Origin of the sequence: Latilactobacillus fragifolii, assembly GCF_905332535.1 — a bacterium.
GTDB classification, from domain to species: domain Bacteria; phylum Bacillota; class Bacilli; order Lactobacillales; family Lactobacillaceae; genus Latilactobacillus; species Latilactobacillus fragifolii.
Map to the genome: position 1 here is coordinate 36,521 of NZ_CAJOCF010000008.1, position 16,680 is coordinate 53,200.

Sequence of the window (16,680 nt, forward strand, 5' to 3'; positions counted from 1 at the left end):
ATCTCACAATTATGTTATGCTTATTCCGAAAATAAGAACATGTGTTCGATTTTCAGGGAGGATTAAACATGGCTGACAAGTTCAAGGCTGATAAACAGCGAGCTCAGATTAAACAAGAAACAGATATAAATGGGCGTAAGGCGGCTTTAAACAATGCTTTGAAAAAAATTCAAAAAAACTTTGGTGATGGTGCTATTATGCGCATGGGAGACAATAAAGCCACAAATGTCGAAGTAGTACCTTCAGGCATTTTATCGCTTGATCTAGCGCTAGGTATTGGTGGCTTCCCGAGAGGGCGTATTATCGAAATGTATGGTCCGGAGAGCTCTGGTAAGTCAACAGTCGCAATGCAAGCTGTCGCAGAGGTCCAAAAGCGCGGAGGAACAGCTGCGTATATTGATGCTGAAAATGCCATGGACCCAGTCTATGCACGCAAGTTAGGGGTCAATATCGATGATCTGTATTTATCCCAACCTGATACCGGCGAACAGGGTCTTGAAATTGCTGATGCTTTAGTAAACAGTGGTGCGATTGATATTTTAGTCGTCGATTCTGTCGCAGCGTTGGTGCCTCGTGCTGAAATTGAAGGCGAAATGGGTGACGCACATGTTGGGTTACAAGCCCGGCTAATGTCGCAAGCCTTACGAAAATTATCTGGATCTATCAACAAAACCAAAACCATTGCGATTTTTATTAACCAAATTCGTGAAAAAGTGGGCATTATGTTTGGCAATCCGGAAACAACACCAGGTGGTCGGGCATTAAAATTTTATGCATCAGTTCGCCTAGAGGTTAGACGTGGTGCAAATATCAAAGATGGCACGGAAACCATCGGGAATGAAGTACGCATTAAAGTTGTGAAGAATAAAGTTGCCCCGCCATTTAAGGTGGCTGAAGTCACTAACTATTTTGGCGAAGGAATTTCATACATTGCCGATGTTTTAGATAATGCTGTCGAACAGGATTTGGTTGAAAAGTCAGGCTCCTGGTATCGTTTTGAGGACGAAAAATTGGGCCAAGGCCATAATAATGCTGTGCAGACTTTGAAAAATGATCCTGGCAAGTTTGAACACTTGAATGAATTATTGCGTGCTAAATTGTTCAACGGCTCTGATACTGCTGTAGACGATAAACAAGATCAAGATACAACCACCAGTGCTGGTAAGAAAAAAACACAAGATGAAAAAGCTGGTAAGACGCCAGAATATGGCACTGCACGCTTAGATTTGGAGAAAACATTTGAACTTGATTTAGAAAAAGAAGTCCAGGCTGAAGACAGTGAAAGGGGCGAAGAAAATGATTAAATTTAAAGTGCGGCCATTAACGGGTGAAGAAATTAAATCATTAATTCGTTATCATCAGTGTGCTGAAGCAATTAAAAAGGCTGCCTAGAGGCAGCCATTAGTACATAAATAAAGCTTACAAGGAGCCATCAATGTACCACAAAACGACGACGGATAGTTCACCACCAAAAAAATAATTTCACAAAAAAGTTTGCGTTTATTAAAAAAGCGTGGTAACTTTAAAACAGTTAAATGCCATCACGAATTGTTTAGTTATTTTCGTGTTGTTATAAAAGTGGATAGACACAAAAAAAGAGGAGCGACCCAGTATTCCGTTTTGGCGAACGGATACTAGGTGTAGCTCAACAAAGTAGCTAAGATACTTACGTTGAACCTGCTCCCCTTTGAGTTAACACTTTCGTGCAACCCGTTCTTAAGTATACAAGACTACGACTGGTTTTTCTATGGATTTGCATGAATTAGTGCCTAAATTTTTAGGTCATGTTCTAGACGTCAACGACGTTAAAATCGACAGAAGCCACTAGTGGGATTGGATCTTACCAATGGGTGAAGTGAAAGCAAAACTCAAGGGGGCCCGCAACGAAGTATGTTGCGGGCCCCTTTTTTTGTGGTTGATTTTCTGAAAATCAACGTCTATCTGCTTTTATAACAACACGAACCTAGCTAAATTTGTGAACATTAACTAAGTTTTAGCGATTAAACAGGAATGAGAGGAAACACTATGGCAATATGGCAACCACCGAGGGGGAGATGTCGATTATTAATTTGTGACTTAGAAAATTATATTCAAGACGAAACCAAGTATGTATTGCATATTAAACGTTCAGCGTTTAAAAAGAGCTACAAGCAAAAATGTCAGGTTGGGAATGAATTATTAGTTTTACAAGGAACCCAACCGATTAATGAACAGCTGCGCGGAATTTTTATTATTGACGGTTTTCGAACGACTGCCGCCAGTTCAATGATCTTCGCGCATAAAATTTTACAATCGGAGGCTTAATTAATGACAAAGACAGAAGTTAAAGTAAAGAAACGTTCCAAGTTCAAATATCGACAAGTATTTACAGTAAGTGACCTACTAATGGAATCCTATAGCGTTCGAACAATCACCGGGAGAATTTTAATTAACCTAGGGAATGGATATTTTGTTGATCGGGATAATCCGCAATATATTAATTCTTTAGACTTAGTTTATCGCAACGCAAAAACTGTAATGAACGGGAAACACAAGCTACTAGCGAGACGCTTACAGACAACTGATGGCACACGATTAAGACGAATAGTTAGTTGTTGATTTTATAAAATAAGGGGTGTTTAAAACGTATAGATTATTAGATCATTATTTAATTAAGCCTAACCGGAATACTAATCAACTACCAGTTGGTATTGTGAATGGAATTTTACTATCGATCCCACTGTGGACTGTAATTATTGGCTTTGTATTGATGTTTCATCGTATTTTAAGCGATTAACTTTTAACTGTTGCTGTTTGCAAATATTGAATTTGCAAAAATTTATTGTTTTTTAATTTATAGTAAATGGTTCTTTGAAAGCTGAATAGAGTCATCACCTAGTGGGCTGCACACTGGGCAGGTGAGTAAGTATGACTTAAAATTTAAAATCTATGGAATGCAGCTGGGCGTAAGGAGCGCCCGACAACTATATTTAGTTGTCATGAATGGCTGAAAGCTGAAAGATGTGTACGGTTGTGAGCGCCGTGTCTTGATGTGTAACTTAGGGTTACCATTCGGGAAGTAGCGGCCATGATCTAATACGGCACAATATCTGATGTGGAGGTACCCTGATATGCCACGACTCAAATTTATTTGACGAGCGTATTAATGCGACATGCCAAGACCTCGAAAGAGCGAGCGTTGTCTACCGTAGTCGAAGTTTGGCGATAATGACTAAAAACGCCCTAGTGTGGTTTACGGTGCGACCAAAAACCGTGATTAAAAAATGTAGTACTTGATTTACAAAGTCAACATTTGTAAACAGCAGCGGTTAAAAGTAGAAGAAATAATGTTTAAAGAGAAATCGAGCTAGCCGGAATCGAACCGACTTCAAGCGAAGGCGCTTAGTTACCAAAGCTACAGCTCATTTTGTATAAGTAGTTTTCTTATTTAGATTACAAAGTTCATTTTAGCGGTAAGAATTGAAGTTTTTTTGAATTAAAGCTAAAAAAATATTTAATTTACTGATTGGAGAAAATAAATGTTAACACAAACAGAAGTCCCATTAATTAAAGAACTCATTGACAATATGCGCCGATGGCATCTTGAAAGAATTACCTTAAAGGAGTATAAGGCCAGGGCATTAAGAAAAGGACATGAATTAACGCCTAAAGAACTGCGACTATTATCAGAACAAGCCCGAAGAAGTCGCATTATCCGAATAACTTATCGGCAAGCGACTAATAAAATTGAAACGATTTTCACCCTGCATGAACCTTTGTGAGGGTAATTGATAGAAAGAAGGAGTGTTTATGTTAAAGTATCATGTCGAAAGACTTGGGTTAGAAGATGGTCATCGTTTTGGTATATTTGATAGTCGAGATACACTGTTAAACCAATTTATTTTTAAAAATGAGACTATCGCGCTTCACGTTTGCGAACTATTAAATCAAGATAATACAGCATCTTATTAAAAAAAGTGGGCCACCTTCTAATCTTTTAAATTAAAAGGTGGCCCACTTTTTTTGTGGAGGTTTTATGTTAGCTAAAGGCAATAAACGGATTAAAGCTACTTTAAATCAAGATAGACAAGCAAAATTAAAAGTAATACAAGCGGCAACCCATTTATCTAAGTCGCAGCTTTTTAGTGTTTTGATTGATCAGAACTATAACTTACTGAAAGCTGGTTTTGATTTGAATATGAAGGAGAGAAAATAAGTGAGATTAAAAATGGTTTGGATAATCGGCATTATTGTATCGCTTTTCATTGCTGTTCGCGGTCTTTGGTTTATGAATAGTAGACATGTTACTGAAAGGACATTTAGCTATAAAGTTGAATATTTAGGTTCATGCAAAAGCGACAATAAGTCGCAGCAATACTTTTATAAAATAGAAGGACAAACAGGTGTTTATAAAACAGGTATTAAGCCTATCTTTTATCAGGATTTACAAAAGCCTATGCCAATCAAGATTGTTCAGGCTGAAGAACTTGTATGGTACGGGAGGTTCTGGGGTATTGAAAATAAATTACCGAAAGTGAAGTATATTAATACTAATACAGATAACATTAAGTTTAGCCTACCAATTAAGGATAAGAATAAAGCTTACGTACCGTTTTATAAAAACGGGACTGAGAAAGATTTCTCGGCATTTTTAGAAAAATTTGGATATCACAAACATCTGAATGAAATTTCATCAGGACTGTCTATCTTTTGGTTACTTTCAGCTGTTATCTTATTTGCACTGAGCGGAGCGTTTTTTCTAGGAAGCCTGGTATCGTGTTTTGTATTTTGAGTGATTATATTTGTAAAAGGAGAGTAAAAAATGCTAAAGAGAATAATTAATATGGTCGTTTCGGTATGGGGCGACTTTTTACGTTGGTGGAATGCGATTCCCCAAGAGGTACTGTCGACAAAATTAATGCACCATTATGAAGTTACACGTTTTCTAATGAGTACCGAAAGTTTTATTGCGTTTATAGGGGTACCATACTTGTATATAAGACAATACTGGAATCAATTCTCGATCCATGTTCAGGAAAATGTTCAGGGCACAATTATTTTAGTTAATATTGCGGCTGTCTTCGGCGTTGCTTATTTAATGATTATCAATGGGAAACTTTCAACTCCCTTCCGAATGAGAGCAATATTTGCGTCTTTGATTGTTATTAACAAATTCCTTTTCTTTGGCTGTACGCTTTATGCTGCAGCTAATAGTGGTGGCATAAATAATGCGGCTCCTGGACCGGACATTCTGCTGTATCTATATCTATGGTTCCTTTTATACTGCTACTCAAAGGTTATTCAGTGGTTAATTAAGTTGTCAGTCAACAAGGATATTGTTTGGTCAGAAACCGCTGTTGGCAATACAAAATATTTTAAACTTGATAGCGTTTGGCGGCAATACAATCAAATGACAAGGCCTGATAGAGATATGTACCCTGTTGGTATATCGCAAGAAGAAAAGGACGAATTTGATAAAGAACTTCATCGATATCCTGAAAGTGTTAATACTAATGAATATATCGCAAGAAAAGCAGGATTGCCCAAACAATTAGTTCAACAGGCAAAAGAGTTAGATCGATTTGGTGCATATTCGCTACCAAACGTTCAATTAGAAACACCATGGCCATTAAGGTACCAATTTAAAGTCCCTGTGAATTACTATATGCAGCGGACAGCGATTGTACCAAAGAAACGATAAATACTAATAAGTTATGGAAGGAGAATTTGATGAAAAAGAAAAAACGGCGTTTTGGCGCTAAAAAAGCAGCAAGGAAAAAGAGATTATTATGGTGGTTATTGGTTGGACTACTCGTATTAATCATTGGTAGCTTTGTGACCAATAAGGTTTATCAACACCATGAACGTCAGGCGCTTGAAGCAAATATTTCCAAAATTAACCCAAGACGGTCTGTTGAACAAGAAAATAGGCGTAATAAGGCACTTCAACAGCAAATTAAACAAAACAAAGTAACACCGAAATCCACAAGTTTTGACTTTACTAAAGTGAAACCAATTAATTACGCCGATTCTAAAAAAGCACAGAAGTATGCAAGTCAATATACGCATACTGGCATGATTAGTATTCCGGAAACTGGAGTGCGAGCTGCGATTACCGAAGGTATGAACAACTACGCTTTATATAGCAGCGTTGGCACCGCAAAACCTAACCAAACAATGGGTACTGGTAACTATGCTTTGGGTGGCCATAATAATTACAATTATGGTCGAAATGGTTATCTGTTTTCAACGTTATCAGCTGCAAAAATTGGACAACGGATCTATCTAACAGATTTTAAACAAGTTTATGTATATCGAATCTATGATCGACAAGTAATTAATGCTAGTCAAAGTGAGATTATTCAAGATGATCAAGCTACAGATAAACAACCAGTGGTTACATTGTTCACTTGCTGGTCTCCAAATCATGAAGTTTCAACCAATAAAAGGTTAATGATTCGAGGTCAGTTAGAATCTAAAAATTCGAATATTAATAATTTTTAAGCCTAACAGTAATTGTTGGGCTTTTTATGTAAATGGAGGTGTCATTATGAGTAATTTGACTTTTATTAGAGGTCAACCCAAATAAATTGACCCTAGCAAAAAATATATAGAAAAAAGGGGATTTACACATGAAACCTGGAAAAAAAGTTAAAAAAATTAGTATGGTTATTGCTTTATCGCTGACAATTTCGGGCACAGCTGCATCTGTATGTTTGCCTGTTTTGAATGCGCATGCTGATAATTTGAGTCAGACTAAAGGCACCCAAACGGCGGCCCAAACGACTACTGAACAACAAGTCTTAGATGCCGTTAAAGCTGCGAAGGCGGCCGGTGTTTCGGTAACAGAAAAAACGCGGACAAATAAGACGGTGGCTTCAAAAGATTATGAAGCGACCAAGAAGGCGGTCTCTGATGGCTATGCCCAACAGATTAAAACGTTAAATGACCAAGCAAACAAGCAAAAAGCACAAGACGCTAAGTACCAAAAAGATTTAGCGGACTGGAATGCTAAATACAATAATAATAATGACCCAGATGGAACAGTTGATCCTGACAGCTTAATTCAAAAGCTGGTGCTTAATTCAGAACCCGATGCAAAAATGAGTGTTAAAAATTTAAATCCAGATAAAGTTGATGCACGAGTGCTTAGCGATCAGCAACAAGACCCTAACTTTGCAATTTTCGGTGAAGGTGATGGCCATCAAAATCAGGTATTAGGTGCCTATGCAATGTCGGCTAAAGGACGGAATGATGTGGACGGTAATCTCGGAGAAGTCACGTATACGAATTTAAAGAATTCTGAATACAACGGTCAAAAAATTGCTAAAATCGTCATTACTTTTTCAGATTTAAAATTAGGTGGTAATTATACTGTCGTTAACCAAGGTCGACCAAGTGTTCTAGCGGCTAAAGATCCGTATGTTACATTGTCTTACTTTAACACAAGCTCTGTAACCTACGCGCCTAAATATTACACAGAAGATGGGAAGCAGATTAATTTTTCAGAAAAACACGCCTATATCAGCTTAGGATCACTAAATTCAAACGGTGGTGACTATATTGAAAAGGCGCAAGTTTTAACAGGCGGTAAAGCATTCACCTTCAGTGGGTCTTCCGTTTCTGCACATACAGACAGTGTATTATATTCGGATAAAGCGAATGGTGATGGGACAATCCCTACAGAATATCAAGGCTGGGATAACGCTGGTTCGTCCAAAGCGGCCTACGGTGCGGGTCTTGTTTCGGTAAATAGTTCGAACTTTAAAGTACGGTATTTCGTTGACAAACCAGAGAACGGACAGTACGTATGGGCCAAAGCTGGCACAACACTACCTCAATCAATCGTTCCCCCTAAACCAGTTAAACCGGCACCTTTAAAGGCTGATTATCAGTTTACAGACATTAAAGTGACGCCAGACCAACCGAACAAAACCGCTGATAAAGATGGTAACTCGGTATTAAAAGGTGACGTGATTACGCAACACATTAGTCAGGCAACAGGTGTTGGTAATGATAATACGAAGTATTGGGTTGGAGACGCAATTTTCTATGATAAAGATGGTAAATTGCCGGTTAAATATGATTTAAAAGATTTCACGGTAACCGATAGCAAAGGCAAAGATGTGACAAAATTATTCAAGTTATCAGAATCAGACGGCACAGTTACGAATAAGAAAGCTAAACTAATCAAGGCAACACCTATCAATGGTAAAACTTTGACCGATGACACCTACACACTGAATGCCAAAGAAACAGCGATTGGTGATTTATCTGCTGATAAGATTACCGACGTAGGGATTTCAATGAGTGGAAATACTGGTGAACACAGCTATCCGCAAATTAATCCAAAAGCTGAAAAACATTGGACAGATGGTGATAAATCTACAGATAACCAAGCCTATATGGCAGGTGATTTAGCAGACGCCACGGTTTCAACAGATTATCCTGATCAAACAAAACTAGTTAATAAAATAACAAAAATTGGCTTAGTTGATGATTACAGTAACTTTGCTAAATATGTTGATTACAAATCATCGAAGGTCTTTGAAGGGACTAAAGAGGTTACGGCTGAATACACGATTACTAATAAAGACGGTAAAGTAACTGCGGTGCGAAAAGACCCAACAAAGGCAGCAGCTGGAAAAGCGAAACTTGTGACAACCTTTAAGATTAAGGAAAACGTCCCGAGCGGCACAGTCTTTACTAACTCCGGATCTTATATCTTAAATGATCTTACAACACCATCTGATAAACCTAAAATCAACACATATGATCCAAAAGCGGTCAAAGATGTCGAAGCAGGAACGGTTAAAGGCGATACTGATGCTACGATTGATAAAAAAGAAGTTAAAAAGGGCGACAAGATGACTTATATCCTATCAAGTGACGACTTGCCGGCTAACCGTAAAGATGATATTAAATCACGGGTATCAAAAGATCCATTGCCAGACGGTGTTGAATATAACGATTTTAAGGCCTATTTACCAGACGGTCAGGGCGGTTACACAGATGTGACAAAAGATGTTACCTTGAAGGCAGACGCAACTAAACACCAATTAGAATTTACAGAAGGCAAAGCGTTATTAGATGGTTACAACAAGGATAAAACAAAGGCTGCCAAAACGGTAGTAATCGATATCTACGTAACAGCAAGCAAAGATAATGTATCGTTCGAAAACACATACACGTTAGATACAAATGACCATACTGATACCTCTAATAAGGTTGAAAATCACACAGGTAAGGCCCCAGAACAACCAAAACAAGATTTACCGCAAACTGGTAGTCAAGTTGGACAATCAACTCTATGGAGTTTCCTTAAAGGTTTATTTTAGCACTTACAAATATTAGTAAGTGCTATTTTTGTGCCTTGAAAGGAGGTGGTAATAATGGCCAAAAAGAAAACCAACAACGATTTGATTGTCGAACGGTTGTTAAAAGATAAAGGTATGTCTCCTAATGAATACCGTAGATCTGTCATTGTTAAAGCTGGGACAGCTTTATTGCAAGGCGATACACCAGAAAACAAGCATTTGATTGATTTGTTGGAAAACTATTATAAGCAAGAAATGTATGAAGCAGCATTAATTAAAAAATTAAATATTAATAAAGGGAGCGAAATAAATGTTTGATTCAATTTTAACGAAAGCAATTACAGCTAATCCACTGGTTTTAGGTAATATTTTTTCTGGTGCGACTACTGGGTTCAAGTCGTTACAAGGTGAATTAAGTCTGGCAGGAACAGCTTTGGCTGGAGTTGCATTAGTTTGTGGTTTTGCAGCACATTCGTTAGGGCGAAAAGCAAGCGCTGAGGGAAAAAGTTTAATTGTTAATGGTTTGATCACAGTTTGTGGGATTGCCTTAACAGGTGCAATTATTTCTTATGCAATCTCATGGAGTGGACAAGGATTCTAAAAAGGATTGACTAGCCTAGTCGGTTTCGTCGCCGGCTAGGCCTTTTACCCATTAATTAGGGAAATAAAAAAATCGAGGAGTTGAGGTAATGTATAGCGTACTGTTTACTAGCGTTAACAAAAATATCAAAAAAAGTTTAGGGATTCCCACTAGAAGAAAAGGCCCGCTAGGCTTACTTAGTAAGCCAGAAATAGGGCTTGTAGAGGCCGATCAGGCCCTGTTAGCCATGGTTAATTGGTTAAAGGAACATGATCAAAAACAAACTTATATTAGCTTTGAAGTGATTTCATCTAAAGATGATGTCATTTGGCCCTTTGAGAATATTAAGTTATCAGCGACCGATAAAGGAACGGAACAACCATTAATCGCAATGAAAGTCGGTGAGGCTGTGGCCGAAGCTAGTCCAGATGTGGAGGAAGAAGATATTGCTTTGCCTGGCCATCTAACCGAACAATTATTAGCGGAAGAAAATGGTCAGGTGAATGTCGATGAAGAAAAACCTTTCAACCATTTGTTTTCTAAAACTGACGATAAAGACAACGCAAAACTAGCAACTAGTAATCAATCGTTAGCGGATATTAAAACAACTGAAGCAAATGTTGACTCTACCGAGAAGACGCCTGATATCGATCAAGTAATCAGTACCCAACAAGCTGCGATTGATGACCCATTTGCTGATATTGATGATGAGGAAGAAGACATTGCTTTACCAGGTACCACAGCTGAAGTTGATTTGAATAAACCTACTCAGCAAGATGACCATGCAGAACAAAACGATAGTAACGTTGATTCATTAGAAGATGAAGCTCAACTCGCTAGTGTAAACCAGTTTGATTATGCTTCATATGTCAACGCTGCGGTGGAAAACAATAGTTTGATTGATTTGAATCAATCAATATTAAGTCGTTCAGGATTTTTTGAACATTTTAATTTACCAGAAGATGTTAAGAGTATTGAAGTAAGTGACCAATTAGCTTTAGAAAAACATGACTTTTTAGAACAAGCTTGGCAAAAAGCACATATTGAAAGTATTGAACGGGATTATTTAACTCGAGTTAATAAGGTAAAAGCTGATTTACGCGAACAACTGGGGAATTACTTAAAAGAGCACACTGATCCTAAAAAAGTCGATGATTTAATCAATGAAAAGATTGCCGCAGAAGCTGAGACTGCCATGTCGCAATTAAACGAAGATTTAAACTTATACAAAGAGGAACTACTGAAGAGTGTCGAAGCTCAAATTACAGCGATTCAAGATAAGGCTGAAAGTGATAAGCGAGCCTACAATCTAGAAATCGATGAAGAAGCTAAAAACGCTATCGATCGATTGAAGTCGGATTTCGAAAAAGACAAGAAATTAAAATTTGATGAGCTTTATCAAAAATATGATACTAATCAAGAACAAAAACGCTCTGAATTAAAGGCAATGTTTAAAGAAGAGCTCCACCAACAACTAACTGAATATCGAACAAAACAATTAACTGAAGTTGAACGAAAATTAGCTAACATTTCAGCTGACGTAGCTAATCAATATGAAAAGATTCTGACAAGTGTTGAAGCCAACTTAAATGACCAACTACCACAACTAAAAGCAAACGTTAATGAAAAACGATCACTAGAGTTACAAGAAGAAGCCGTTAAAGTTCAAATCGAGGAAAAAAATCAAAAGATTAAATTACTGGAAAAGGAATTGCAGGCACAAAATAAAAAAACAAGTCAAAATACCGCACCAGTAGTTGTGGTTCCAGGAAATAAAGAATCAAAAAGTGATAATAAGGAGTTAGTTCAACTTGTTGAAAAGTTGGTGGCTGACAAACAGTCACAACCAGTTGCTGCACCAGAACCAGTTAAAAAGCAGGGACATAAAAGTGTGATTGCTTTAAGTGTTGCCACTGGGATATTAGCACTATCTAGTTTAGGACTGGGTGGTTATACCGTATTGAACAACCAACATAACCAAGAACGGATTAATCAACTAAATCAACAGCTGATTAATAAGACTAATGCGACAACGTATAACGCTAAGGACGTCAAAAACACTAGCAAAACAAACAGTTTGGAAGCTTTATTAGCAAAGAAGTTGTATGTTGATGCTTATTCTAAATATCAAGACGAGGATAGCTTAAATAAGATTGCGAACACAATGTTATCTAATGGTGATTTAACAGCATTAAAAACATTCAATAAGAAGTTTGATTCAACAGCTGGCCAGATAGATCAAGCCATTCTAGAAAAAGATAATGCTAGATTAAAAGTTTTGAATAACCAGTTATCAGATAAGCAAAAGGATCAGTTAACAGGCCAACAAGTTAGAGCTTTATCAGAGGCTAGATAATATAAGCAAAGGATAAAAAAACCAGCTAATAAAATAGATGGTAGTAAAGCAGTTATCATTTTTGGCAACTGACAATGAATATAGTAAATATATCGTAAAAAATAATAGCAGTAAATTATGGTTAGTTGCAAAGTACGACGGTTTTAAATGGCTTTATCTTGTGATAGTTCGGCACCGGAACTTATTACTTGGCTAATTTGTATCGCCTGAAACTTCTGGTTTTTTCGATATGACATAATCGTTTGATAATTTTCTAAATTATCTTGGTTTATAACACGATATAAATCGATAGTAGTTGAAATATATTGTTGAAATGCATTATTTAAATTCTTTTTAAGTTCTAAACAATCATTTTCGACTGGAATTTCAATCACTAATCTTGAGAAATGCTTTAGTACTTGAAGGTTTTTATAAAAACGCTTTTGAAGTGATGGTAAATTTTCATCAACTAACGCTCTTCCAGTAATGATATGTTTAGCTGTTTTGACATATTCACTAAAAACTTTTTCAAAGACAACAAGCCTATTCGTTACTTGGTTCAAAACGGTTATATACTCCAAATGATTTAAAACTTTGACATTAATCGACATAAAGATACCCCATTTCTTAAAATATTTAACAAATACAATAGTATCACTGCGGAAATGGTTTATCAAAAATAACAATTTTTTTATAATCAAAATACGATAGTAAAGTAGCAAGAATTAAATTATAAAAAGAGAGGCGTTAAAATAGTTGAAAAAGAAAACAAAAGGCAGAAAGTATAGAGGTAAAAAGTACCTATCACATGCTTATGAGTATGAAGCTGCGGGCGAAAAATTAGCAGAATCGCCCGATCAAAGCATTAATAAGGTTCGCATTATTGCTTTGATGACTGTGCCGATTTGGCTATTTTTAGTCTATATAATGAATGGCGTATGGTCGCTTGGTTATTTTTTAATCCACCAATTAAATATGCAAGTAGGATTTTGGAGCAACTTTAAAAAGGCAGCGCAGGGTTTTTTACTAAAAAACTATACGTTGCCTTTTTTTGTGGTCATAATGACATTATTAATGGCAATAGGCCTTGCGACAGTTATTGCTTATAAATTTTATTTTGTTAAGAAAAAGATTGCTTACGGCCAAAAGGGTGACGGACGGCTTAATACGCTTGAAGAAACTCAGGAACAGTTTAAGGCGATCCCTGAAGCAGGCGAGCCCTTTGAGGGCTTTGGTGGCGCGTTAGTGTCCCACTACGAAGATAAGTTCTATATTGAAGATGGTCAGTTAAATACGATTTATGCCGGGACTTCTCGTTCAGGGAAGGGGCAAACGGCGGTTTTACAATTAATTGATAATTTGAGCCGCGCTAATAAGCAAAGTAGTATGGTCATTAATGACCCGAAAGAAGAACTCTACGCGGCCTCAAAACAAGTTTTAGAAAGTCGTGGCTATGACGTGCTAGCCTTTAACTTAGTTGATCCTCTGGCGGGTATGGGCGATCAACTGTTAGCCTTAATCGTTAAATATTATAAGCGTGGTAATATTGAATATGCGCTTCAATTAGTTAATGCATTGACGTATGCACTGTATTTTGATCCTGAAGCTGGCGCTAATAAGCATTTTAGTGAAACAGCCCAGGGAGCTGTATCCGGGATCATTATTGCATTGTTAGAAGTAGCTGAAAAAACAGGTGAGTGGGAAAAATGTACGATGAACAATGTAGCAGGTATGATGACTGAACTCGCCTCATTTAAATATATGAATGCCGATGGTGTGGAAGTTAATGCGCTCGATGAATACTTTAAAAACTTACCGGCTAGTAGCTTAGCTAAGAAGCAATATGGGTCAGCCTCGTTTGCTGGCTCACGGGAACAAGGTTCAATTTATTCAACCGTCTATCGGGGCTTAAAACCCTTTGTACTACCTTCATTAGCGAAGATGACTTCAAGAGATAGCTTTGATTTAAAATCAGTCGGCTTTCCTAAGTACATTGATATGCGGGTTAAAGACGAGCTAGTTGGTCAATTGTTAAAGGTTCAGTTTTGCCGTGGCGATCAAATAATTGGGGTTAGTGCCATTAAAGTTGGTTATCATGGCTTTATTGAATTAAACTTTGATTTTGAATTAGTTTCAGGTGACTTCTTTAACGTTATTGATCCAAATACGGGGTTATTTAAACAGTATCAAATCCAATTAACAGACCGTAAAGTAAATTACCGAACTGAATTAACAGTCACAGGTGGTGACTTAGCGATTAGAAGTATTGAAATGCACTACAGTGACCGGCCAACTGCAATCTTCATGTTAGTGCCTGATTATGATCCTTCTAACCATGTGCTAGCTTCTATTTTTATTAACCAGTTATATACTGAATTAGCTTATCAATGTTCACGTACGTCTGGAAATGAATGTACAAGACGAGTACATATGATTCTAGATGAATTTGGGAATATGCCACCAATCAGTAACCTTGATCAAATATTGACGGTTACCAATGGTCGGAATATCTTGTGGCACCTGTTTGTCCAATCATTTAACCAGATTGATAAATATGGTGCAGATGCCGCCAAAACAATTAAAGATAATTGCCAAACCCAGATTTATATTTTCTCGACGAATGAAGATACCATTAAAGAGTTCTCAAATAAAGTCGGTAGTAAAACAATTGTTAGTCATAACGCAGCGGTCAATGAAGTTAATCTCAATAACTCAATCAGTAATACTGCTGAGGCGCAACAGATTTTAACGGTTGAGCGAATTTCTCAGTTTCTAGAAGGTGAGACATTGGTTTTAAGGCCATTACACCGCAAAGATTTAGCTGGGCGTAAAGTCCGGCCGTATCCAGTTTTTAATACTGGAAAGACTGAAATGCCATATGCTTATCAATTCTTAATCAAATATGGGTTTGATACCAAACGTGATGTTAATAAACTGAAGTTTGATATCGGTAATGCTGAAGTAGACTTAGAAGCACTTAAGATTGATTACTCACAATTTATCAAAGGTGACTATGCAAAACGTTTGTATCTACAGCAACAAACCAATAATGCTGTTTAGTAATTACATATGTAATTACTATTGTGATATAATACGGTTAAGGAGGCGGAAACTATGACGGTTAAAGCAAGAATACAAGGAAATGCGGTCGTTGTGACGTTGCCTAAAGCGTTTAAAATTGAAGCAGGTACTGTGTTTGAGCCTAGAATAGACGAGCATGGTGTTGTTACTTTGATCCCAACAAAGCCGGTTCCTGACACTATTGAAGAGTTATTTAAAGATTGGAAAGGAAAATATAAAATGCCTGACGATTTGATGGCTTGGAGTAGCGAAAAAACTGTTGGTGAAGAATTATGGTAGGGCCACAAAATGGTAGTATTGTTGACATTGATTTTAATCTTTCTGGTGGGCTGGAAATTCAAAAGCGCAAACCTGCGGTCATTATTAGTAATGAAATGTTAATGAAAACATCTCAATTTGTTTGGCTTGTGCCTATTTCTCTTGATTTGAACAATGATGAAGATTACCCATTACATGTTTCTTTGGATAAGAGATCAAAAACAAGCGGAACAATATGTACTGAACAAATAAAGTCTTTTGACTACATTAATAGTAAATGGCAATTTATAGAGCGATTGCCGCAAGATTTACTTGAAGAAGTAAAGCAAAAAGCGCGACTGATTTTGCAATAAAATTTATTGATTACTGAGGTGATACAAAATGGTTGATCGAAAAAAATTAGCATGGCTGACAACATTAAAAAAAGAAATGGACAGTTATCGGCCACTTGACGAGAGTCAACTCGCAGCGTTAGAGCAAGAGACCAAGTTGGAACATGTTTTCAATTCCAATAAAATTGAAGGTAACACGTTATCCAGAAATGAAACTGAAGCGATTATGCGTGGTGTTACGGTTAATGAAAAGTCTTTAAAAGATACGTTAGAAGTTGTCGATTTAAGTGAAGCCTATGATTACATGCAAGACTTGATTACGACTAAGCAGCCGTTGAATAAAACGATTATTCGGGATATTAATAGAATTGTTACTTACAACACGAGTAGGGATAGATCGAACGCTGGTGCTTTTAGAGCTATAAATGTTAGACCAAGTAGTGTTCCTTTAGACGAAAACCCTTATGCTGATGCGGTTGATGTACCTTTTAAAGTTGATGAATTGGTTGACTGGTCAAGGGAGAACGCCACTAAGTTGCACCCGGTTGAATATGCTGCCAAACTTCACTATAAATTTGTGACTATTCACCCGTTTGCTGATGGTAACGGCCGAACGGCAAGATTGTTAATGAACTTTGCTCTTGCCGAGAATGGCTATCCAATTGTTAATCTAAAAGGTGACGAACAACAGCGCAATAGTTATATCGATGCTTTAGAAGCAGGTAATAAAGATGGCAACATGGATCCTTTTGTCGATTATATTGCAGACAAAACCGAAGAAACATTAATTCAACGCAA

The 16,680-nt window shown here is 37.1% G+C and carries 17 protein-coding genes; 16 read left to right on the forward strand and 1 reads right to left on the reverse strand.

Features of this window, described 5'->3' with window-relative positions; genetic code table 11:
* The first annotated feature begins 68 nt into the window (after positions 1-68).
* The 12 genes from recA to J7Q78_RS08730 all read left to right on the forward strand — a co-directional run bounded on the left by recA (position 69) and on the right by J7Q78_RS08730 (position 12,232).
* Positions 69-1,304, forward strand: coding sequence for a recombinase RecA (gene recA, locus J7Q78_RS08675; protein ID WP_208423039.1), 1,236 nt, complete (start codon positions 69-71; stop codon positions 1,302-1,304).
* A gap of 721 nt (positions 1,305-2,025) precedes the next feature.
* Positions 2,026-2,304 carry a hypothetical protein gene (locus J7Q78_RS08680; RefSeq protein ID WP_208423038.1) on the forward strand — a complete coding sequence of 93 codons (279 nt, stop codon included), beginning with the start codon at positions 2,026-2,028 and terminating at the stop codon, positions 2,302-2,304.
* 3 nt (positions 2,305-2,307) lie between these two features.
* On the forward strand, positions 2,308-2,598 hold the full coding sequence (locus tag J7Q78_RS08685; RefSeq protein WP_208423037.1) for a hypothetical protein: 291 nt from the start codon (positions 2,308-2,310) through the stop codon (positions 2,596-2,598).
* A 920-nt stretch (positions 2,599-3,518) separates the two neighbouring features.
* Complete coding sequence (locus J7Q78_RS08690) at positions 3,519-3,761, forward strand: hypothetical protein (RefSeq protein WP_208423036.1); 243 nt, start codon at positions 3,519-3,521, stop codon at positions 3,759-3,761.
* Between the two features lie 254 nt (positions 3,762-4,015).
* On the forward strand, positions 4,016-4,195 hold the full coding sequence (locus tag J7Q78_RS08695) for a hypothetical protein (protein ID WP_208423035.1): 180 nt from the start codon (positions 4,016-4,018) through the stop codon (positions 4,193-4,195).
* The gene (locus tag J7Q78_RS08700) at positions 4,196-4,771 is read left to right on the forward strand and encodes a hypothetical protein (RefSeq protein WP_208423034.1); all 576 of its coding nucleotides are present in this window, start codon (positions 4,196-4,198) and stop codon (positions 4,769-4,771) included. It begins immediately after the preceding gene.
* Between the two features lie 30 nt (positions 4,772-4,801).
* Positions 4,802-5,680 carry a hypothetical protein gene (locus J7Q78_RS08705; RefSeq protein WP_208423033.1) on the forward strand — a complete coding sequence of 293 codons (879 nt, stop codon included), beginning with the start codon at positions 4,802-4,804 and terminating at the stop codon, positions 5,678-5,680.
* 29 nt (positions 5,681-5,709) lie between these two features.
* A complete protein-coding gene (locus J7Q78_RS08710) occupies positions 5,710-6,483 on the forward strand; it encodes a class A sortase (protein ID WP_208423032.1) in 774 nt (257 codons plus the stop codon).
* Positions 6,484-6,611: 128 nt separating this feature from the next.
* Positions 6,612-9,317: a GbpC/Spa domain-containing protein gene (locus tag J7Q78_RS08715; RefSeq protein WP_208423031.1), complete on the forward strand. Its 2,706-nt coding sequence runs from the start codon at positions 6,612-6,614 to the stop codon at positions 9,315-9,317.
* Positions 9,318-9,371: 54 nt separating this feature from the next.
* The gene (locus J7Q78_RS08720) at positions 9,372-9,614 is read left to right on the forward strand and encodes a hypothetical protein (RefSeq protein WP_208423030.1); all 243 of its coding nucleotides are present in this window, start codon (positions 9,372-9,374) and stop codon (positions 9,612-9,614) included.
* Positions 9,607-9,897 carry a hypothetical protein gene (locus J7Q78_RS08725; RefSeq protein ID WP_208423029.1) on the forward strand — a complete coding sequence of 97 codons (291 nt, stop codon included), beginning with the start codon at positions 9,607-9,609 and terminating at the stop codon, positions 9,895-9,897. Before J7Q78_RS08720 ends, J7Q78_RS08725 begins: the two co-directional genes overlap by 8 nt.
* Before the next feature lie 88 nt (positions 9,898-9,985).
* Positions 9,986-12,232, forward strand: a complete 2,247-nt coding sequence (locus tag J7Q78_RS08730) for a coiled-coil domain-containing protein (protein ID WP_208423028.1) — start codon at positions 9,986-9,988, stop codon at positions 12,230-12,232.
* A gap of 143 nt (positions 12,233-12,375) precedes the next feature.
* Here the strand turns inward: J7Q78_RS08730 and J7Q78_RS08735 are convergent, their stop codons facing one another.
* Positions 12,376-12,822 carry a hypothetical protein gene (locus tag J7Q78_RS08735; protein WP_208423027.1) on the reverse strand — a complete coding sequence of 149 codons (447 nt, stop codon included), beginning with the start codon at positions 12,820-12,822 and terminating at the stop codon, positions 12,376-12,378.
* Between the two features lie 145 nt (positions 12,823-12,967).
* Here J7Q78_RS08735 and J7Q78_RS08740 point away from each other — a divergent pair, with 145 nt between their 5' ends.
* The 4 genes from J7Q78_RS08740 to J7Q78_RS08755 all read left to right on the forward strand — a co-directional run.
* Positions 12,968-15,271: a VirD4-like conjugal transfer protein, CD1115 family gene (locus J7Q78_RS08740; RefSeq protein ID WP_208423026.1), complete on the forward strand. Its 2,304-nt coding sequence runs from the start codon at positions 12,968-12,970 to the stop codon at positions 15,269-15,271.
* A gap of 54 nt (positions 15,272-15,325) precedes the next feature.
* On the forward strand, positions 15,326-15,571 hold the full coding sequence (gene mazE / locus J7Q78_RS08745; RefSeq protein ID WP_208423025.1) for a type II toxin-antitoxin system PemI/MazE family antitoxin: 246 nt from the start codon (positions 15,326-15,328) through the stop codon (positions 15,569-15,571).
* Positions 15,565-15,903, forward strand: coding sequence for a type II toxin-antitoxin system PemK/MazF family toxin (locus tag J7Q78_RS08750; protein ID WP_208423024.1), 339 nt, complete (start codon positions 15,565-15,567; stop codon positions 15,901-15,903). The genes mazE and J7Q78_RS08750 overlap by 7 nt, the downstream gene beginning before the upstream one ends.
* A gap of 28 nt (positions 15,904-15,931) precedes the next feature.
* On the forward strand, positions 15,932-16,680 hold a 749-nt coding region (locus J7Q78_RS08755; RefSeq protein WP_208427756.1), incomplete at its 3' end, for a Fic family protein.